This is a genomic window from Lysinibacillus composti (assembly GCF_016908465.1).
GTDB lineage: Bacteria > Bacillota > Bacilli > Bacillales_A > Planococcaceae > Ureibacillus > Ureibacillus composti_A.
Genome location: NZ_JAFBDY010000001.1, coordinates 70,425 through 92,108, shown reverse-complemented (window position 1 = coordinate 92,108; position 21,684 = coordinate 70,425). Strand labels below are relative to the sequence as shown.

Annotated in this window: 19 protein-coding genes; 4 read left to right on the top strand and 15 right to left on the bottom strand. The window is 34.2% G+C overall.

The genetic code is table 11. The annotated features are described in order from the left end of the window. Nucleotides 1-79 precede the first annotated feature (79 nt). Nucleotides 80-1,042, top strand: a complete 963-nt coding sequence (locus tag JOD29_RS00410; RefSeq protein WP_158610511.1) for an acyltransferase family protein — start codon at nt 80-82, stop codon at nt 1,040-1,042. Between the two features lie 45 nt (nt 1,043-1,087). Here the strand turns inward: JOD29_RS00410 and JOD29_RS00405 are convergent, their stop codons facing one another. The 9 genes from JOD29_RS00405 to ezrA all read right to left on the bottom strand — a co-directional run bounded on the left by JOD29_RS00405 (nt 1,088) and on the right by ezrA (nt 11,108). Continuing rightward, a complete protein-coding gene (locus JOD29_RS00405) occupies nt 1,088-2,017 on the bottom strand; it encodes a class I SAM-dependent methyltransferase (RefSeq protein WP_124762491.1) in 930 nt (309 codons plus the stop codon). Nucleotides 2,018-2,156: 139 nt separating this feature from the next. Further along, on the bottom strand, nt 2,157-2,663 hold the full coding sequence (tpx, locus tag JOD29_RS00400) for a thiol peroxidase (protein ID WP_124762493.1): 507 nt from the start codon (nt 2,661-2,663) through the stop codon (nt 2,157-2,159). Between the two features lie 170 nt (nt 2,664-2,833). Beyond that, on the bottom strand, nt 2,834-3,406 hold the full coding sequence (locus JOD29_RS00395) for an RDD family protein (protein WP_124762495.1): 573 nt from the start codon (nt 3,404-3,406) through the stop codon (nt 2,834-2,836). A 13-nt stretch (nt 3,407-3,419) separates the two neighbouring features. After that, nucleotides 3,420-4,433 (bottom strand): signal peptide peptidase SppA, encoded by a 1,014-nt coding sequence (gene sppA / locus JOD29_RS00390; protein ID WP_124762497.1) that lies wholly within the window; start codon nt 4,431-4,433, stop codon nt 3,420-3,422. 152 nt (nt 4,434-4,585) lie between these two features. After that, nucleotides 4,586-6,172 (bottom strand): acyl-CoA synthetase MbcS, encoded by a 1,587-nt coding sequence (mbcS, locus tag JOD29_RS00385; protein WP_124762499.1) that lies wholly within the window; start codon nt 6,170-6,172, stop codon nt 4,586-4,588. 168 nt (nt 6,173-6,340) lie between these two features. Next, a complete protein-coding gene (locus tag JOD29_RS00380) occupies nt 6,341-6,550 on the bottom strand; it encodes an alpha/beta-type small acid-soluble spore protein (protein WP_124762501.1) in 210 nt (69 codons plus the stop codon). Nucleotides 6,551-6,722: 172 nt separating this feature from the next. Further along, on the bottom strand, nt 6,723-7,931 hold the full coding sequence (thiI, locus tag JOD29_RS00375; protein WP_124762503.1) for a tRNA uracil 4-sulfurtransferase ThiI: 1,209 nt from the start codon (nt 7,929-7,931) through the stop codon (nt 6,723-6,725). Beyond that, nucleotides 7,928-9,076, bottom strand: a complete 1,149-nt coding sequence (locus JOD29_RS00370; protein WP_124762505.1) for a cysteine desulfurase family protein — start codon at nt 9,074-9,076, stop codon at nt 7,928-7,930. The genes thiI and JOD29_RS00370 overlap by 4 nt, the downstream gene beginning before the upstream one ends. Before the next feature lie 328 nt (nt 9,077-9,404). Beyond that, nucleotides 9,405-11,108, bottom strand: coding sequence for a septation ring formation regulator EzrA (gene ezrA / locus JOD29_RS00365; RefSeq protein WP_124762507.1), 1,704 nt, complete (start codon nt 11,106-11,108; stop codon nt 9,405-9,407). A gap of 133 nt (nt 11,109-11,241) precedes the next feature. Here ezrA and hisJ point away from each other — a divergent pair, with 133 nt between their 5' ends. Together hisJ and JOD29_RS00355 are read left to right on the top strand one after the other, a co-directional pair. Further along, nucleotides 11,242-12,033, top strand: coding sequence for a histidinol-phosphatase HisJ (gene hisJ / locus JOD29_RS00360; RefSeq protein ID WP_124762509.1), 792 nt, complete (start codon nt 11,242-11,244; stop codon nt 12,031-12,033). Nucleotides 12,034-12,048: 15 nt separating this feature from the next. Further along, nucleotides 12,049-12,528, top strand: coding sequence for a GAF domain-containing protein (locus tag JOD29_RS00355; RefSeq protein WP_124762511.1), 480 nt, complete (start codon nt 12,049-12,051; stop codon nt 12,526-12,528). Nucleotides 12,529-12,573: 45 nt separating this feature from the next. Here the strand turns inward: JOD29_RS00355 and JOD29_RS00350 are convergent, their stop codons facing one another. Continuing rightward, nucleotides 12,574-14,484 carry a sensor domain-containing diguanylate cyclase gene (locus tag JOD29_RS00350; RefSeq protein ID WP_239585502.1) on the bottom strand — a complete coding sequence of 637 codons (1,911 nt, stop codon included), beginning with the start codon at nt 14,482-14,484 and terminating at the stop codon, nt 12,574-12,576. 585 nt (nt 14,485-15,069) lie between these two features. Here JOD29_RS00350 and rpsD point away from each other — a divergent pair. Next, nucleotides 15,070-15,672 carry a 30S ribosomal protein S4 gene (gene rpsD / locus JOD29_RS00345; protein ID WP_124762513.1) on the top strand — a complete coding sequence of 201 codons (603 nt, stop codon included), beginning with the start codon at nt 15,070-15,072 and terminating at the stop codon, nt 15,670-15,672. A gap of 120 nt (nt 15,673-15,792) precedes the next feature. On the opposite strand, the gene uvsE is transcribed toward rpsD, so the two are convergent. The 5 genes from uvsE to garR form a co-directional block, all read right to left on the bottom strand. Further along, the gene (uvsE, locus tag JOD29_RS00340; protein ID WP_124762515.1) at nt 15,793-16,758 is read right to left on the bottom strand and encodes a UV DNA damage repair endonuclease UvsE; all 966 of its coding nucleotides are present in this window, start codon (nt 16,756-16,758) and stop codon (nt 15,793-15,795) included. 144 nt (nt 16,759-16,902) lie between these two features. After that, a complete protein-coding gene (locus tag JOD29_RS00335) occupies nt 16,903-18,222 on the bottom strand; it encodes a gluconate:H+ symporter (RefSeq protein WP_124762517.1) in 1,320 nt (439 codons plus the stop codon). Nucleotides 18,223-18,282: 60 nt separating this feature from the next. After that, nucleotides 18,283-19,125 (bottom strand): class II fructose-bisphosphate aldolase, encoded by an 843-nt coding sequence (locus tag JOD29_RS00330; protein ID WP_124762519.1) that lies wholly within the window; start codon nt 19,123-19,125, stop codon nt 18,283-18,285. Between the two features lie 16 nt (nt 19,126-19,141). Then, nucleotides 19,142-20,575: a four-carbon acid sugar kinase family protein gene (locus JOD29_RS00325; RefSeq protein WP_124762521.1), complete on the bottom strand. Its 1,434-nt coding sequence runs from the start codon at nt 20,573-20,575 to the stop codon at nt 19,142-19,144. 1 nt (nt 20,576) lies between these two features. After that, on the bottom strand, nt 20,577-21,473 hold the full coding sequence (garR, locus tag JOD29_RS00320) for a 2-hydroxy-3-oxopropionate reductase (RefSeq protein WP_124762523.1): 897 nt from the start codon (nt 21,471-21,473) through the stop codon (nt 20,577-20,579). Between the last annotated feature and the right edge of the window lie 211 nt (nt 21,474-21,684).

Below are 21,684 nucleotides of genomic sequence, written 5' to 3'. Positions count from 1 at the left end.
GATAAAAATATTAAGGTCAACTAATTTATTAGTTTTCGATTGTTAAAAATATAAGTTTATAAAAAAGGAACGATTTATCTTGAACAGAGAAGCTTATTTTGACAACGCCAAAGCCATTTTGATTTTTTTAGTAATCATAGGTCACATGATGTCTAAGTTTATTGGAGATAGTCACCTCATTGGTAGTACCTACTTTTTCATATATACTTTCCATATGCCTGCATTTGTATTGATTTCTGGTTATTTTTCTAAGAAGGTATATCAGCCAGGATATATTCGTAAAATAGCGAAAAAGTTGTTGATCCCATATTTAATATTACAAACAATGTATAGTATGTATTATTATTTTGTTTTTGATGATTCTATAAGTTTTAGCTTGTTTATACCAAGATGGGCTTTATGGTTTTTACTAAGTTTATTCTTTTGGAATATTCTTCTATATTTCTTCGGGAAAATTAAGTTCGGATTGCTACTAGCTATTCTTATTTCTTTATTAGTTGGCTATGTTTCTGAGGTAAATGAAGTTTTAAGCTTATCTCGAACATTTTTCTTTTTCCCATTCTTCTTGATGGGGTATCATCTTGAGAAAAAGCATTTTAAAAAATTAAAGACTCGAACTAATTTAACAATTGGTTTGATCCTTTCAATAGTCATCTTTGCAATTGTATACAAATACATCCCACTAGATTTTAATGTTTGGTTAATGGAAAAAAGAAGCTATGCTGAAATGTCCGATTTACCTTCTAATATAGTATGGTTGGCAAGATTATGTACGTATTTTGTGATGGCAATTGCTACTTACATGTTTTTAGTATTAGTACCTAAAAGAAAAGTGTTTTTCACATCAATTGGTAGAGTGACAATGGCCATTTATTTATCTCATATGGCGATCGTACGTATATTTTACGATTCTACTCTTAGAGACTTCATTGAAAATTCAGGTCAATACTGGATTTTAATTATAGGTGGCATAAGCATTGTATATTTATTATCTAGGAAGCCATTTGTGAAAGTCATGAATAAAATTGCTATGGGTAAATAGAAAGAGAGCTTAACTTCTTATTAGGGGTTAAGCTCTCTTTTATTGTTATTTATTTTCTTTCCATAATTGAACTTTCTCGAAAAACATTGAAAGTGCATTTTTGTTTGACATGTTCGGTACTTTTGCAAGCAAAACTTCACGCGGTGCTTTTAGTTCAGAACTTTGCTTTTGTAGTATGAGGATACTTTTCGCAAGTGTCTTTGCAGCAAAAATATTATCTGGAAGCTGAATGACGGCTTGAATCCAAACGTTCTTTTTCAAATATTTATGTAATTCCTTTGCTTGTTCTGATTCAAATAAATTTGCAGGAATTAAAAAGAATAAATATCCACCATCTCTTGTGTACTTCACTGATTGTTCAATCAACAAGTGATGTGCAAAGCTCATTCCCTCTTTTGCACATAATTCATACTCTAAAGCAACCTCTTCATTTGGGTAGTAACCTACTGGTAAATCACATACAACCGCATCAACAGGGTCAACTAACATCGATTGCAATGCATCTTGATGGTAAAGTGTTACAGGCTGTTGCAAAAGTTCTGCAGATTCTCCAGCTAACCGAATTAATAATTCATCTACTTCTATGCCAGTTGCATTAATCTTACCATCTAACATATTCATTATGGTAAATAATAGATTTCCAGTCCCCAGAGTTGGGTCTAAAATTGAGATTTGTCCGCTCTTTAACTCTTCCTCAAAGAATTGCTCTACAAAATAACCTACAAGTAATCCAAGTGAATCAGGTGTCATTTGATGATTCGGTTGAGAAGATTTTCGCATTCCTTTTAAGATTGCGATTTGGATTGCTTTTCTTAGTTCTTCTCTAGAAGCATCCTCAACATTTAATTTCAACTTCTCATCCAAAACACCTGCTAGTGTATGAAGTACTCCTTCTAAATAAGTCAGATTGTCTGATTGTTCATATCCTTCAGCTTTTTCATTAATAAATGAAAATAATTGTTCGAACTTTTCCATAATGAACTCCTTTAACGACAAACCCACTCAACCTAATTTGTTTGAGTGGGTAATCTTTTATCATTTTTAGTATTTGCTAGTTTTCGTCTAGTCTTTCTACTAAATGATACTATAATAACTTACAACTTTAAATGTTAAATTACTTTGTTAACGCTTTTACTGCTTCAATAGCAGCTTCGTAATTTGGGTGATTTGTAGATTCTGGAACATATTCAACATAAGTTACAGTACCTTCAGCATCAACAACAAAAATTGAACGGGCTAACAAACGAAGTTCTTCAATTGCCACACCATAAGCTTTACCGAATGATAAATCACGGTGGTCAGAAACTGTTACCACATTGTCAATACCCGCAGCACCACACCAACGTTTTTGAGCAAATGGTAAATCTACAGATACCGTATAGATTACTACGTTTTCACCTAATCCTGCTGCTTCTTCATTGAAGCGACGAACTTCTGCATCACATACACCAGTGTCTAAAGAAGGAACTACTACGAATAAACGAATTTTACCTTCTGAATCTTTTAATGAGACTGGCGATAAATCATTTGCAAGCACAGTGAAATCAGGTGCTTTGTCCCCTACTTTAACTTCATTTCCTAATAATGTTACTTGATTTTGTTTAAATGTTATTTGAGCCAAATTGAACGCCTCCTTCTATTTCCAATCTTACTAAAAAGAAACCATTCAATGCAAATAAGACATCTTTTCTTTACGAAATTAACTACCCATTAATGTGAGGGACTTAATAGAAAAGAAATAATAAACCTGTAAAGATCCAGAAAGAATTCTCTACAGGTTTAGGTATTTATTTAAACAGATGGAGATGTTGAGTCATCTATTTTTACATCTTCAACGTGAGTAGTTGTTTTATTATTGTTACTCTTCTTATAAATCTTTTCATGTACCACTACAGTATCTGCTACAATGTCTTGAATACTTTGATTTTTTGGCATAAAGGCCGCGAGAATATACAAAATCGGAATCGTATTATTAATAAAGCGTCCAATTACTTCTCTAAATAGGAGAGTCATCCAATCAAGTTTTTCTCCGTTTACCGTTTTTACTTTAAGTCCAAATATCATTTTTCCAAGGGTTTGTTGCCAAAACTTCGTTGTAATAACGAAATATATATAATAAATAAGCCCAGAAATAATTGTCATCGGCGCATACCAATTCGATTCGGAAAGACTCCAATTAAATAAGTGGAAAATCGGATTAACTAATATCCCAACAATCGCGCTAACAATTAAGGTATCGAAGGAAAATGCCCAAAAGCGCATCCAAAATCCCGCTGTTTTTTCTTCGTAACAGTCCTTTTCCGTTGGCTGCGTTAAATTTTCTCGTACAGGGATTATTGATTCATCATTTTCATTGTGTGTCATTTTGAACCCCCCCTTAGAATTCACCGTATAAATACATCATGCGAGGCGCATCATACGATGACATTAATTTCGTTAACATTCTTTCTTCAGGTGATGGGCCAAAGAATGAACCAATTTTCATTCCTAATATTGAAGAAAGGTCCCCACCGAATCCTGTTTCATATTCGAAAAGCTCAGCATCTTCTAAACCATAATCTGCACGGATTGAAGCAATTGCATCATCTAATCCACCTAATTCATCAACTAATCCGGCTTTAATCGCTTGAGAACCACCTACAATACGACCATCCGCTACTTTTTTCACCTCAGCTTCAGACATTCCACGGCCTTGTTCAACTACGTCTACAAACTGTTCATAGGAATCGTTAATCATTTCCTGCATCATAGCCTTTTCTTCTGCTGTTGTGTCTCTAACACCACTAAACATGTCCTTATGGGCACCTGATTTAATAGTTTCGAATTTAATTCCTAATGTCTCAGCTAAATCGGAGAAGTTATAACTTTGCATAATAACACCAATTGAACCTGTAATTGTTTCACGGTGTGCATAAATTTTATCTGCAGGTGCAGAAATATAATACCCACCAGATGCTGCCATAGATCCCATTGATACATAGATTGGAATATTTCTTTCTTCTTTAATTTGTACTAGTAACTCATGAAATTCTGCAGACTCAATTGCCCCTCCACCAGGTGAATTAACAGACAATACGATACCTTGTATAGAATCATCATATAAGATATTTTCCAATTGAGTTAACATCAATTGGTGGTCATATTCTACTGCTGAAAAAGGAGAACTTGAACCAACATCTTGAATTACACCATTAACTGTAATCAATGCAATTCGTTTATCAAAATCACCTGGTTCAACTACTGTTTCTAGTACTTCAGGTTGTGTAGCCATTAAACTATCAAAATTCGAAAAGAAATCAGTCTTAAAGATTGAGATAATGGTGTTAATACCAATTGAAAAAACAAGTAATAATACGGCCGCACCTAAGGCGATCCATCTTTTTGTATTCATTTACATTCCTCCTCTAATTACTCCAACCATTCTTACGTTTATATTCCTAAAGAAGTTTCAAAAAATTTATGACCTATTGAATTTTCTAGATATGCAAATTATTATCACACTTAAAAGGCTGTGGCAATTAACTACCACAGCCTTTAACAATTCTATTTAACTACATTACTTTCTAGTTCTCTATTACGCAATTCAATACGACGAATTTTACCGGAAGATGTTTTTGGTAATTCATCAACAAATTCAATTGCTCTCGGGTATTTATAAGGAGCTGTAATAGTTTTCACATGTTCTTGTAATTCTTTGACAATTGTTGGGCTCGTCTTTAATAGTGGGTCACGTAAGATAACATATGCTTTTACAATATTCCCACGAATTTCATCTGGACTTGCTACAACAGCACATTCTTTAACAGCTTCATGTTTCACTAATGCATCTTCAACCTCGAAAGGTCCAATTGTATAGCCAGAAGAAACAATAATATCATCCCCGCGTCCCTCAAACCAGAAATATCCTTCCTCATCTTTAAAGGCACGATCTCCTGTAATATACCATTCGCCACGATACTGCTTCTCTGTACGTCCAGGGTCATTTAAATAACCTTTAAATAATGCAGGGGTAGATGAATGAACGGCAATATCACCTACTTCTCCTGTCACTGTAGGCTCCCCTAAGTCATTAATGATTTCAACAACATTACCCGGTGTTGGTTTCCCCATAGAACCTGGTCTCGGTTCCATATCTATTAATGTACCAACTAGTAAAGTATTTTCAGTTTGTCCATATCCATCACGAACTTGTAATGAAAACACCTTTTTAAATTGATTAATAACTTCACTATTTAAAGGTTCTCCAGCGGAAACAGCACTTCTTAGATTCGATAAATCATAAGAGGCTAAGTTATCAACTTTCGCCATTAAACGATATTCTGTTGGTGTACAACATAAAACATTAATTTTGAAATTTTGAAGCATTTGTAAATAACTTTCCGCATCAAATCGTCCTAAATGAACATACGCTGTTGCACCGCTACCTAGTACAGCTAAAAACGGACTCCAAATCCATTTTTGCCAACCAGGCGCTGCAGTTGCCCAAACAATATCCCCTTCTTCTACACCCAACCATTTTGGAGCAGTTGTACGTAAATGCGCGTATCCCCAACCATGTGAGTGAACAACACCTTTTGGATTACCAGTTGTCCCACTCGTATAGGATAAGAATGCTATATCAGATTCTTTAGTTTGTATTCCATTAAATACTTCGGATGCTTGTTCAATTTGGCTACGAATCGAAATCCAAGGTTGTTTTGCTTCACCAAAAACAAATAGAGTCAATTGCCCAAGAAGTTTAACATCTTCAAATTGTTCAAGTTCATTTTCAAATGCAACAATTGCCTTTGCATTTGAATGTTCAATTCTGTAATCAATATCTTTAGCACGCAACATTTCAGAACTTGGTATGATCGTCAATCCTGCTTTTAATGCACCTATATATGTTACGTAGGCCTCAACAGAACGAGGTACCATTACTAGTATGACATCGCCTTTTTGAAGTCCATTATTTCTAAATACATTTGCCACTTTATTTGCTTTTTTGATTAAGTTTGTATATGAAATCTCTTCAATGATTCCATTTTCATGATGAACGATCAATGCCTTTTTGTTCTCGTTTTCTGCATATTTTTCAATTTCATCAGCTATATTGTAAACCTCAGGCGCTAATAAATCTTCTCGTCTCATCTAATTCCTCCTAACTGTATCCTATAGATACATTATGATAATTATAATAACATAAATCGTAAATTTCAAAATTTTGTTCAAAAAGTAACAATTCCGTCATATATGTATGTATAAAATTTAATAACAAATAATAAAAGCTAGTAGCTTTCGCTACTAGCCCCGAGTAGATTATTCAGATCTACCACGTAATTGTGATTCAGCCATTTGCACTAAGCGTTTAGTAATTTCGCCTCCGACTGATCCGTTTGCACGAGAAGACGCTTCAGGTCCGAGTTGAACACCAAACTCTTGCGCGATTTCGTATTTCATTTGGTCTAATGCTTGGTTTGCACCAGGTACTAGAAGTTTGTTTGAGTTACCGTTGTTGTTAGATGCCATGTCTCTCACCTCCTTGTGAATATAGAATGTGCTGTATTCGATTTTTAATACACATTCAATAAGAGGTAATTGTTACCGGTTTTCGTTGTACTTGAAGAACAAAATATCAGACACACGGCGACTAAACAACAACGAGATAGGTTCTATATAACATCAGATTTAGGTTTATAAATTACAGTAAGTCCGCGAATTTATCTTTAGAAGGTTTCTTCTCAGGGAATAAATACATTTCTCTATTTCTTACTGCACGATCGATTAATTCATCAAATTCAGTAAAGCTTTCGTAGTAATTTACTTTATCTACTCTTGGTTTTGTTTTTGGGTTAGCTGGTGTAAAAATTGTACAGCAATCTTCATATGGAAGAATAGATGTTTCATACGTCCCTATTTTTTCTGCAATCTCAATAATTTCAAGTTTATCGAATCCAATTAACGGACGAATAATTGGCGTATTCGTTACATCATTTATTGCTGTGAGACTTTCTAAAGTTTGACTCGCAACTTGTCCTAAACTTTCTCCAGTTACAATTCCTAATGCTCCAATTTCCTCACGAACTTGATCTGCAATTCGCATCATTAATCTACGTGTTGATGTCATTGTCACATTTTCAGGGACACTTTCTTTGATTAACACTTGAATTTCTGTAAATGGAATGACATGTAAACGAATTTTCGCACCAAATTTCGTTAATTCATTTGCTAAATCTTTAACTTTTTCTAGTGAATTATCACTTGTGTATGGTGGACTCGCGAAATGAATTGCTTCTAAACGAACTCCACGCTTCATTAAGAAATAACCGGCAACAGGACTATCAATTCCTCCCGATAACATTAATAATGATTTTCCGTTAGATCCAACTGGCATTCCGCCTGCACCTTGTATTATTTGAGCCATCATATATATAGCATCTGTACGTACTTCAATACGTAATTCAACATCCGGTTTTTTCACGTTGACACTGATATTCGGATAGTTTCTTAGTACATGACCACCAATTTCACGTTGAAGTTCGTGGGAATCAAGCGGGAATGTTTTATCTGAACGACGAACCTCTACTTTAAATGTGATTTCTTTCTCTTTATATAAATCCATAATTTTAATAGCTAAATCTTTAATTGAATCAACATCTTTCTCACACACTGCAACAGGGCTAAAATTTTGTATTCCAAAAACTTTCGTTAAGCCTTCCATTAAAACATCCATTTTTTCTTGATTTTCAATTTCAATGTGCATGCGATCACGTTCAGTTCGAATTTTTAGTGGGGCTATATCATGAAAGGAATAGCGAATATTTTCACGTAATCGAGTAATAAATTCCTTTTTATTTTTCCCTTTTGTAGATAATTCACCGTATCGAATTAGTATTTCTTTCCAAATCATATTTGTTTTTCTCCTTTTAGTTCATTCATTACATTCGTAAAGGCTTTTTTAAATTCCGTTATATCTTCTTCAGTTGTTTTTGCACCAAAACTTATACGAATTACGCCTTTTTTAAATTCACTAGGAACTTTAACCGCTTCTACTACATGGCTTGTTTTCGTTTGTTTCGAAGAACACGCACTAGATGTCGAGACAATAATTCCTCTTTTTTGAAGAGCATTAATTAAAATCTCTCCTTTTAACCCTTTAACACTTAAGGATAAAATATGTCCTGCTCCATCTTTTGTAGACAACAGGTGAATATTATCACCAAATTCCGTTAAAAATTGAATTAGCTCATCATGCCATTTTTTATATTTGTTCATGGACATATCTAAATTTTCTACAGCAATGCGAGCAGCTTTAGCTAACGAAACAGCTTGTGGTACTGCTACGGTACCGCTTCGAAGTCCGAATTCCTGACCACCTCCGAGCAAAAGTGGCGTGATATTTTGTTTTTTACGGAATGCAATGAGACCAGATCCCTTAAGAGCGTGAATTTTGTGACCTGAAATTGTAATAATATCTGGTCCAAGATCTCCGTTAAACTGAATAGGTAATTTACCGAAACTTTGAACAGCATCTACATGAAATGTTGCACGGCTTTTTTCATGAATTATCCTTGCTGCTTCTTCTATTGGCTGTATAGAACCTATTTCGTTATTAACGTGCATAATACTTACTAGCACAGTCTCTTTTCGCAGTTTTTCACGAAGTTCTTCTAAGGATATTTTTCCATTCTGATCAACTTTCAAATAATCCACTTCGAAACCCTCATTACGTAATTCTTTCACAGCTTCTAAAACAGATGGATGTTCAATTTCAGTCGTGATGATATGTTTTCCTTTATGAGTATTTGCCTTTGTTATACCAAATATCGCAAAGTTATTTGATTCTGTTCCACCGGCAGTAAAAAGGATATGTTGTTCCTCCGTGTGAAGAAGTTGGGCAACTTGAGCTCTTGCACGATCTAATAAAGTATTCGCTTCTACACCTGCTTCATGGATGGATGCTGGGTTTGCATAATATGATTCATTAACTTGAACAAATGTATCTAAAACCTCTTTATGTGGTTGTGTTGTTGCACTATTATCTAGATAAATCATTTTTCCTACCTTCTTTTCATGCTGTATTATATAAAGCCTTGGCACAATTTTAGACTGCGTTCTGCATTTCGCCTAGCTAAACAAATTCATATAATATTATTTGGGACGAGTAACTGCAGGAACAGTTCATTTTGTGACGAGAAACCGCAGAAGCAATTTGCTTTTACGCCCTAGTTAATAAAGCGTTACAGAAGGGAGTTTTTATCCCAACTGCTTAAGTAAAATAGTTAGCATACTATTTTACCATAAGAAAACCACCTACACATTGTGCGGTGGCTTTAATTTTTTTTCATTATAACGCTAAATTGATTGTACGTATACAGGTACATTAAGGTTTTGCATACAATTCGTCTTGAATTATTTCTTCAATTTTTTTAATAGCACCTGGTTCAGCTGCTTCAACAGCAGTTGCGGCCAATTCTAAAGCTTTTGCGTAACGATAGTTAAGGAATGCATCCTCTGCTTCGAGTAATTGATCATTTAAATGTGTATTTGTTGCACGATATCTATTTCCATATTGAATAATTCGCTCAATTAGCTTCGCATTCTCAATCATTTCAATAGAGTGATCGTTCACTTCTTGAATACATCTTTGTGCATTAAGCAGATTATAGTTTACCGAATCCATATTTAGAGGAACTTCTTGAAGGCTTTGCATAACAATAAAAATTTGTTCTTCCGCTTCTTCAAGTCTTGCATCCATTTCTTCTGGTATACCTGGAATGTTTGCCTTATGTAATCGGCGATCCGTATCGTGCAGTAATTTTTTTAATGAATCTAGTTGTGTACGAGCTTTATTTTCATCAATACGTAAATTTTTCAAACGGTTTGAGAACTTCTCTTGTTCTTCTTTTATTTGTTCAATTTCTTCGCTTATTTCAACTAACTCTTCCTGCAAGCTTGAGTATGCAGATTTTTCCTCATTTACTCTCATTAACAATAATTCAAATCTCTTCTGAATCACTTCAAGTTGCTTCAATCCTAGTTTTGGAATTTCTGCTTCATCATCAGGTAAGTGATAACTAGTTTGAACATACGCTGCTTCATCACTTACTTCTTTTGTTACACGTAATACTTCACTTAGTGATGAATATGTACTTTCACAATTTCTATCAACAAACTTCTTTGCCATTACTTCTTTTTCAAGTAGGTCATAGTAATGTTCAATTTCATCATTTATTTCTTGAATACGGTCAGCAACTGTTGAAACATTTAAATTAGACATTTCACCTTTCAAACCTTCCAACTCTTGTTCAAGTGAATTTAAATATTCATTTAACTCCAAATGACGTAAATAATAGGATTGCTCTTCCATTTCACGTTGACCACTTCTCAAATCATGAATGGAGGTAGGGATTTTTGTTTGAATTTCAGTTAATAAAGTCGGAACTTCATTTAATAAATTCACTATTTGTTGTGCTTCAGTATTTAACAAAAGTACAATTTCCCTTGCTTGGAGATAATTACCGTTATTTGTCAGGGCATCAAACTGTTCAAACATCTCTGGAAACTGTTCAATTCTATCTTCCAAGTTTTTCAATGCAGGTCCGAATGAATATTGATGGGCCAGTAACGTTTTTCGTGCAGAACGATAATATTCTTTAATTTGCTCAATTTCAATGCGGTTTTTTTCTTCACTACCAATTAATTCTTCTAATTCAGATATAATTTGGTTTTTTGTTTTTTCACACTTTGCAATTTGTTCTTCAATCTCACGTTGAACTTGGGAAGCTTTTTTAAATTTAAATCGATCAATAAATTCTTCCGCATCAAAAAGCATCGAATCAATTTTGATGATATCGACATCCATTACTTCAGTCCACATATTTCGCCATTGTTCAAACATTTCTTCAGTTTGTCCATTCATATTTAGAGCTTTCACCTTTGTAAGCTCTTCAAAGATTGGGTAATGTTGAATTTGCATTTTTTCTTTTTCAAGTCGCTCTATAACAACACTATGTTTACGTCGGATGATTAAACCTACGATAAATAATGCTAATAGTACGATGACCGTAATGATGATATAATTCATCGTGAGCCCCCTATTCCAAAATCACTGAATTGGATATATTGTAAATATAATATAACATTTTTCTTATCTTTTGTTTAAAAAAATAAAGGTTTTTTAAGAAAGTTAACCTTTCTATTTAAAAGGAGGCGTATTTATGAAAAAAGACGGCCATATTCATTCACCTTTTTGTCCTCACGGAACAGATGACCCTTTTGAACAATATATCGAAAAAGCAATCAAGGAAGGCTTTTCCCATATAACTTTCACAGAGCATGCTCCACTCCCTTCTTCATTCGTTGATCCAACACCTGATCAAGACAGTGGCATGAAAAGTGAATATTTATATCCCTATATAGAGGAGCTTAAACAGCTAAAAAAGCGTTACGCTAAACAAATATCTATTAATATAGGGCTAGAAGTAGACTTTATTGTTGGGTACGAGGATGAAACGAGAGGGTTTTTAAATGAAATAGGTCCTCATTTAGATGATGCTATTCTATCTGTCCATTTTTTAAATTGGCAAAATACATATTGTTGTATTGATTTTTCTGAAGATGTTTTTTTAGATTTTTCTAAAAAAGTTGGGAATGTAGAAGCTGTTTATAATTTATATTATGATACAGTTCAACAATCAATTGAAGCAGATTTAGGTCCATACAAACCAAAACGTATTGGACATCCAACACTTATTCATAAATTTCAACTTGCTCACGGCCAAACAATTGACGATGACCATCGCATAAAAGAAATTTTAACGTTATTGAAAGACAATAATTATGAATTAGACGTAAATAGTGCGGGTTATAGTAAAACATTTTGTAAAGAGCCTTATCCACCACTACATTTAATTGAATACGCACGCTCTATTTCATTACCATTAGTTTTTGGTTCAGATGCCCATCAAGCTAAAGACTTACATCAACACTATGATTTAATTTTCAAATAAAATTGGAGGCTTTTTATGTATAGTAAAATTAATTATGAAGGTCCAGTTGCAAAACAATATGATACCTTATCAAAACAACTTGATGCATTGCTTGAGGGAGAAAATGACAGAATAGCAAACCTTAGTAACGCATCTGCTCTATTAAATCAATTTTTAGATCAAATCAATTGGGTTGGGTTTTACATTATGAGAGATGGAGAGCTTGTATTAGGACCATTCCAAGGACTCCCTGCTTGTGTTCGCATTGCAGTTGGAAGAGGTGTTTGTGGTACAGCAGTTGAAAAAAAGCAAACGCTTGTTGTTGATGATGTGCATGCATTCCCTGGCCATATTGCCTGTGATGCGGCATCTAATTCAGAAATTGTTGTACCACTTATCAAAAATGAAGAGGTCATTGGGGTATTAGACATCGATAGCCCGATTAAAAATCGCTTCTCAGTAGAAGATCGACAAGGCTTAGAACAATTTGTAGAAACACTAATGAAGTTCATTTAATAAGTAAAGGGGTATCTCAAAATTACTTTTAAGATACCCCTTTTCTTATGAATGCAATAACATTGCTTCATTAAAAATACAAACCTGATTTTTACCATTCTTTTTCGCATAGTAAAGTGCCGTATCAGCCTCAAGAAAAATTGTTTGAAATTCTTGCTTTTGGTATTCATCCCCTGTAACTAGCCCAGCCGAAATCGTGACTCTTGGATTTGTAACTTCCGGTATAACTTCAACAATTCGATTCGATAATATTATCGCCTCTTCTGGAGAAATCTTTGGGACATAAACTGCCATTTCCTCCCCACCCCATCTCGCACAAATTCCTCGAGTGCCTACTAAAACTCTTAATTGGTCTGCAATTTGAACTAAAATTTCATCACCCACTTGGTGACCGTAAGTATCGTTTACTCGTTTAAAATTATCAATATCAAGCAATAAAAACATGCCACAGTCGTCATTTTTAAGTGCAGATTCGACGTACTCATCTAAATAACTACGAGCATAGAGTTTCGTTAAATGATCATGATCAACCATTTCTTGTAATTGATTTCGTAAAGTGGAATTTGCAATGGCTAATGAAGAATGATGTATTAGGGATTGCATTAGTTTAAAACTATCGAAGGAGAAGAAATAAGAATCTTTATGTAATACAAGACTAAATCCTGTAATTCGCTGTTCGACGATCATTGGTATAGCCATCATAGATTTATACTCCACATTTGGCCCTTTAATACGCGAAAAATCTGCGATGAATAATGGATCTTGCGTTTCTTCAAAATGATTTGAAACATGACTGATATAAAGCATTCCTTCTTCAGTTTTAAATAGTTGCGTTGAGGCATTCGTTACCTTACACTGACTGCCTTCCTTTAAAACGAAACAAAGTTCCATCGGTTGGAACGATTTCATTAATTGTTTTTGTAAAAACAATAACATTTCATTTATGTCTAATTTCATATTTAAGCGTGAAGTTGTTTCGTTTATTAGTTGCAAATCACTAATTAGGCGATGTGATTGATGATATAATTTTGCATTTTCAAGGGCGTTACCTGACGAGTGTGCTAAAATTTCAATAAATTCTTTCTGTGCTTTTGAATAGACATAGGAAATTGGTGCACTGACTTGAAGGATCCCGTAAATCGCTTGGCGTCCTTTAATCGGTGCATTTAATAAACTAGAATTCAAATCAGATGCCTGTTCGGTTGTAATTTTGCCTGACACAAATGCTTCAATCGTAGACGGCCTCTCAGACAAATAATCAAATGGTTTTATCCGAACTTTCGTTTGTCGATCTTGATCATTAGACAAAATCAATTCCACATCAAAGTTTGGGAAATTCTCTTGTATAATTGTTAAGACATTTTTCAATATTACGTCAATATCCATTGTAGAATGGAATAAATCTGTCATATTATATAGTTTACGATATTGATTTTCATTAAAACGAATTTCGACATTTTTATATAACAAATTCATTGCTTTTGTAAAATGATTTAGGAAATCTTCAAAAAATTCCGATTGACAAAAATCAGTCCACTTTTCAGTTGCTTTAAGCAATACTACACTTATAGGGGTATTGTTTCCTACTTTAATTAATAACATATGAGTCAATCCGTTAAATTCCACTTTTTCAGCTAAAAAAGACGGAATTGTAACAATAGAACCTGAGTAAAAATAAGGTTCGAACATCATACAAGGAATGCCACTAAATTTCAATTCCAAAGATACATCTATATTATATGGTTTACAAGTTTCCCCTTCATTTAAAAGAAAACAGCATTGATTTATATCAAAATGTTTAAGTAAACAATTTTGTAATAACATCAAATATTCACTGTGGCTATTAAGGTTTTCAACTGTATTAAAACAAATTTCTAATAAGTCTGATTTAATAGCGTTTAAAGTGTGACGATGTTCTATCATAAAATCACCTTTTCTTCCGTTTAAAGAACGCATACTATTAACTCATAAAAATTATACACTTTTTATGTCAAAATGACTATAATATTCGAGGTAGTGAATTACTTCATACTCTTATTTATGTAAGAGGTCTTGATTCTTTTCAAAATTACTTACAATTCCACTCCTAAAATGTTAGGACTAACGACTTTGTCTCATAAGTGGGATTATAACGAAACTGTTAAAAATAAACGCAGAATAAGAACGCCCCTTTTTCGGGTACCGCGCAAAAAGAATCTTATTGGCCTTAACAATAATAAAATCGGAGTTCATATGTTTTTTAGCTAGTTATGTTGAAAGCACTGTACAAAATACAAATAAATCAAAACGTATTTGATTAAACATACCTTTTCTATTGACGATATGATAAAAAAATTATAAAATGGATTTTGTGTAAAATGAACGCAGCAGTTGTATAAGCTTGTTCTAGTATTTTATTCCTCTATTAATATAGACGGTGTATTGTGTAACTCTATCGGCTGCTAGGGCGAAGGTACATGAAAATAAAATACCGCAAGTGTCGGGTGCAACTGGTTTTTGTTTTACAACAAAAAAAACCAAATTTAAAGGAGGAGACAATACATGTCTCGTTATACAGGTCCATCTTGGAAATTATCTCGTCGCCTTGGTCTTTCTTTAAGTGGCACAGGTAAAGAATTAGAAAAACGCCCTTATGCACCAGGTCAACACGGTCCAAACCAACGCAAAAAATTATCTGAATATGGTTTACAATTACAAGAAAAACAAAAACTTCGTCATATGTACGGTATGACTGAACGTCAATTCAAAAACCTATTCACTAAAGCTTCTAAAATTAAAGGTGTTGTTGGTGAAAACTTCATGATCCTTCTTGAAACTCGCCTTGACAACCTAGTATACCGTTTAGGTTTCGCTCGCACTCGTCGCGGAGCTCGTCAATTAGTTAACCACGGTCACATTTTAGTTGATGGTAAACGCGTTGATATTCCTTCTTACAGTGTTAAACCAGGTCAAGTGATTTCTCTTCGTGAAAAATCTCAAAACCTTGCTGTAATTACAGAAGCAATCGAAGCTAATAACTTCGTACCAGATTATATCTCATTTGATGCAGACAAAAAAGAAGGTACATTTGTACGTCTTCCAGAACGTTCTGAATTATCATCTGATATCCAAGAATCATTAATCGTTGAGTTCTACTCTCGTTAATCGTTATTCTTTAAACGATCCAGAATCCTTGTTAAAGGTTCTGGATCGTTTTTTATAATAAATAAGTACAAATAGGAATGTGCAATTAATTTACTTTTGACAGGTAATGAATTGTTCTCACTACTTCAAATAAAATGAGGACCCATCAATCATTTCAACGTCTTCTCTTTTTTTAATATCTTCAATTAAAGCAAATAGAGCTTCATCCTTCTTTTTAGCCTCAATCATACAGTGAATTTCTGGAACAGACCCTTTAATCTTATTTAAAAATTCAAAGAACATGCTCACATCAACATAATCTGAATGATGACGGAATTCTGCATCACTTTTCGGACTCGAAATATGCATTTTGATTGGAAGGGGTGAATCCTTCCATGTTGTTATAACGCGTTCCCAATTTTCTTCCCAATTAATGTTTTGGTGGTGAGCTAGATGATGATGATAATCAAATACAAGCGGAATGCCTAATTTTTCACATAAATAAAGTGTATCGTCCAGTGTAAATGATGTATCATCGTTTTCAAGTATAATCAATTGTTGTATGGATTTTGGAACAGACATCCAATTATCAATAAAACGCTCCAGTGATTTTACTGTTTCATTATAATTACCACCAACATGAAGCACACAGCGATGAGCTGGATTTATTGCCATACCCTTTAAAATAAGATAATGCATTTTCAAAGTTTTTATTGAATTTTTTAATACATCCATTTTGGAAGAATTCAGGACAACAAAATGGTCAGGATGAAAGTCAATTCTCATGCTATTTTTTTCAGCATATTCCCCTATTTCACGTAGCTTCTCTTTTAATGGTTTCATATAATTCCAATCAGCAAGTTCTTCGTGATTAGCTAACGGAATTAATCGAGAGGTTAATCGATAAAAGTGGATCTCATGAAACACATTATGTTTTAGCAGCCTGTGTGTATTCTCTAAATTAGCTAGTGCAATCCGTTCTAACTTACGAATTGCTGCTTCACGGTCCCTGATTTTTTGAAATTGAGTGAACGTCATTGTTTGGGAAGGAGAAGAATTTTTAAGTTCTACACTCATCGCAACGTATCCTAATCGTACTATCGTCATTTTTTCCACCTCCACAATAGTATGAAATAAATAGTGTGGCAGTAGACATAGTTATTTAATAATATTAATTAGTTATCTTCTATTAAAAAAGACACAATGAATAGAGTTTTGATTAACTCTTATTCACTATGTCTTCAGATACTTTTATAGGAACATATCTAATATTAATACGCCAATTAAACCAACAATAGAAATAATTGATGTTAAGGCTGTCCACGTTTTAAATGTTTTCCCTATTGACATGTTGAAGTATTCTTTAACAATCCAGAACCCTGCATCATTTACGTGTGAGAAACCAACACTACCTGCACCAGCAGCTAATGTCATTAATACTGGGCTCGCACCTGTAACAGCAATAATAGGTGCCGCAATCCCTGCTGCAGTCATCCCAGCGACTGTTGCTGACCCTAATGCTACACGTAAAACTGCACCAATTAACCAAACCAAAAGAATTGGTGAAAGTGTCGTATTTTCCATTATTCCCGCGATATATTGATCGATTCCACTATCAAGTAATACTTGCTTGAAAGCACCACCGCCTGCGATTATTAATAAAATTAACGCGATCCCTGCTGTTGCATCAGCAAATATATTCATAATTTCTTTCATGTTCTTACCTCGGTTAAGACCGAATGTAAACATGGCTACTATTACCGAGATTAATAATGCAGTGCTTGCAGTACCAATAAAATCAGTAAACGGTCGAACGGCAGAATCTGGTGCTACTATTTCAACGACTGTCTTAATACCAATTAAAATTACCGGTAAAAGTGCAGTTATAATACTTGTCACAAATCCTGGCATTTCATGATCTTCAAATGTTTTAGGCGTAAATAATCCTTTTGGTATTTCAACCTCTAAATCTTCTTTTTTGAATAATTTAGTAAACAATGGACCTGCTATAATAATAGAAGGTATAGCAATAACTACTCCCCAAATAATTGTTTGACCAATATTAGCACCGAAGATTTCCGCAATTGCTGTAGGTCCAGGATGCGGAGGAACAAATCCATGCATTGTAATTAATGCTGCTATTACTGGAAGGCCAATGTAAAGAAGTGGTACACCTGCTGCTGTAGCAATCGTAAATATTAAAGGAATAAGTACAACAACCCCTGTTTCGAAGAACAAGGCTATTCCTACTACACTAGCAGTGATCACTGATGCTAATTGAACACGTTTTTTTCCAAATGCAGTTAACATCGTAGAGGCAATACGTTGAGCACCACCGGAGTCAGTCATTAATTTACCTAAAACTGCTCCGAATATAATAATCATTGTTAAGCTACCCAGTGAATTACCTAAACCCGTTTGAACGGAAGTCATCGCTTCAATTGGTGTCATTCCTTCTAATACGGCTACGACTAATGCTGCAACGATTAGGGAAATGAAAGCGTTTAACTTTAATCCCATCATAAGAACTAATAGAAGTAAAACTCCTATAATAATAGAAACTATTGGCATATTATTCCTCTTTCTTTGTAAGAAGAATGCGGTACAATTGTAGCGCATTCTTCTATTATATTATTTATTCATTAGTAACTTCGTAAATTTTTCCATTACTGGTTCCATCGATTGTTGCATATCTGCCATAATTGTTGATAAATGTGCATTCTTACGTTCTTCATTTTTGAACATTTCGTCAAGATGTCGTGTTGCAGCAAGTGAAACTTCTGTATTCACATTGATTTTGCATATTCCTCTAGCAACAGATTCTTTAATAATTTCTTCTGGAGTTCCTGAAGCACCGTGTAATACAAGTGGTACATCCACCATTTCACGAATCTCATCTAGTAAATCTAATCGGATATTGGGTTCTCCTTTATACATTCCATGAACAGTCCCAATCGCCGCAGCTAAAAAATCGACACCTGTTTCCTCAACAAACTTCCTTGCCTCTTTTGGATCAGTTAATGTTCCTGCACCTTCTTCTTCATCTGAGAAAGCACCTAGAGCAACAGATCCAATTTCAGCCTCTACACTAACGCCTGCCATATGAGCAATTTCTGTAATATCTTTCGTAAGACGTGTATTATTCTCTAAATCGAATTTTGAACCATCATACATAACAGAAGTAAAGCCCGCACGAATCGCTCGAATGATTGATTCTTTCTCATATGCATGATCTAAATGAAGCGCTACCGGTACTGAAGACTTTGCTGCTAAAGTTTTTACTAAACTAGCAAAACCTTCGACATCAACCGTCCCAAAATAACGTTCACCTAGAGCGATAATAACAGGATGTTGTAACTGTTCAGATACACGAATTGCCGCTTGAACAGTTTCTAAGTTATATACATTAAAAGCAGCTATTGCATATTTTTCATGTTTTGCTTTTAAAAGCATATCTTTTGTATTCACTAGCATTCTTGCCGACACCTCCCTAGTTATCTTGTAGTAGTTCTGCAACTTCTTTCAATGTGGTTTTTGTACCTACATTACCAGGGAAGATCACATATGGTAATCCTGGGAATTTTGAATCGTCCCCTGTGTACCAAACGGGAATACCAGGTTTTACTTGTCCAGCTACAATGGCATGTTTCACACCAAGACCATTTGTTCCAATATCACTTGATGTGATACCACCTTTTGCAATGATATAACTAGGGCGAACCTGTAGTCGTTTTACGATATTTGTAACTGCATTAGAGATTTTAACAGAAAGCTTTAATTCTTCTTCTTTTTTATTTTCTCCTAGATCTAAACGTTCACGTTTTGTATAAACTGAAACCGTTTGTCCTTTAGAAATAAGTTCATTGACTAAGTTTACAATTCGATCTTCTTCAGCTTTAAAAGCAGAATCATTTAACACTAAATGTACATTAAATTCGATGAAATGTATGAAGTCACATTTTTTTAATTCTTCAAATTGCTCAGTTGTTTTCTTTACATGTGAACCAATCATAATTAGTCCACCATTTGTCGAGTTATCCTTCACTAATTCTTCACGTGATAGAAGTGGACGATCACTTACCCCACCAATTACTTTAGTTAATGCAGCAGCACTTCTGAACATAAACACTTTTCCTTTGCGCATCGCTCGAACTAATGCGATCACAAATACTTTCACGTCTAGATAATCAACTGTATTTACTACAATCTTATTAAAGTTATTAACCGCCATTAACTGATCAACAATGGCATCAATGTTTAATGATCGAATATCTTCTATTGAAATAAAAGTCGCATCACTTGCTTTGTAACGTCCATTCGATTTTTCTTCTGCCCATTCAGCTAAATTAGAGGCAGAGTAGCCAAATGTACGGTCTTTAGCAAATTCTGTTTCTCCGGCAGGCACTAGTTCTTCATCATACTGAACATAATGAATGTTATTAATTGTGAATCTTCCGCCTTCTTGGAAGAAAGGTATGATAACTTCTCCATCAAATTTAGTTGTTGAAAGCTCTTCAACTGTGTCTTTTAACACTTCTGTTTCTAATGGATAATGTCCACGTAATGTAGAGTCTCCACGACTGATTATGATAAATTCTCTATTAAACTTTTTAGCAGTTTCTTGCACAATTTTTGCGATTTCTTTGTGCGCCTTTTCAGTTTCATTAGCTGTAAAACCACGAGAATTAGTGAGGATAAAGAACATGGAATTCTCTTCTGCAAAACCAGCTTCAATACTTTCAGCTGACCAATCAGTAAAAACAGATATGTTATGAACAGTCTGTACACCAGTTGGATCATCATCTAACACAATGATTTTTTTGTTTAACTCCTTTAATTCTTTTGCTAATATTTCATTAACCAAATCAGCTTGCGGAAGCGTTGGTAGTGAAGAAAATGTTTCTTGTACGTTTAAATTTTTCATGTTAGTTTTGCACTCTCTTTACTTCAACATTTGCTAATTTTTCATAGTACTGAACAATGCCACCATGGTCATCCATTATTTTTCCATCTGCCTTTAAAGCATGGAAGATTTCAAGTAAATGACTTGAAAGTGGAAGAGGTACATCTAGGTTATGTGCCGTATCCATAACATTTGCAATGTCCTTCATGTTAATTGCCATTGTGCCACCAGGTTTAAAGTTGCGTTCTAAAATTAAAGGTACCTTCGCATCTAACACCGCACTACCCGCTAAACCACCACGAATTGCTTGGTACATTTTATCAATATCTATACCGGCCTTAGCAGCTAAAACAAGTGCTTCAGACATTGCAGCAATATTTAAATTTACAATAATTTGATTCGCTAACTTGGCTGTTACACCACTACCGTTATCTCCAACTAATACAATATCTTTACCGACAGCTTGTAAAACATCTTTTACTGATTCAAACACGTCATCTTTACCGCCAGCCATAATAGATAATGTTCCATCAATCGCTTTCGGCTCTCCACCACTTACAGGGGCATCAATCATATGGACACCTTTTTTTGCAGTTTCGTTTGCTATTTCAACTGAATCAACAGGAGAAATTGAACTCATATCTATAATTACTAATCCTTCTTTAGCTGTTTTTAATACACCATTCTCACCAAGAATTGTTGATTTTACGTGAGGAGAAGCAGGTAACATTGTAATGATTACATCACGTGTTTCACCCATTTCCATAACAGAACCAGCTGTTGCACCAGCTTCAACTACGGAGTTTACCGCATTTTGATTTATATCAAATACCATTACATTAAATCCAGCTTTGATTAAATTTATAGCCATGGGTTTCCCCATAATTCCTAATCCAACAAATCCTACTTTTTTAGCCAATTCCATTCTCTCCTTTTGAAACCATTATTTAAATTCACCAGTTAGTATTAACTAAATGGTCTAAACTTTATTTCATTTTAAAAAAGCGCTTACATTATGAAATAAATTGTACACAATTTTATAATTTTTGTACACAATAAATAATTAAATGTATACTTTTTTTATTATTTGTATACATTTAATACTTTTACCTTTAAATTTTTTCTCCAGA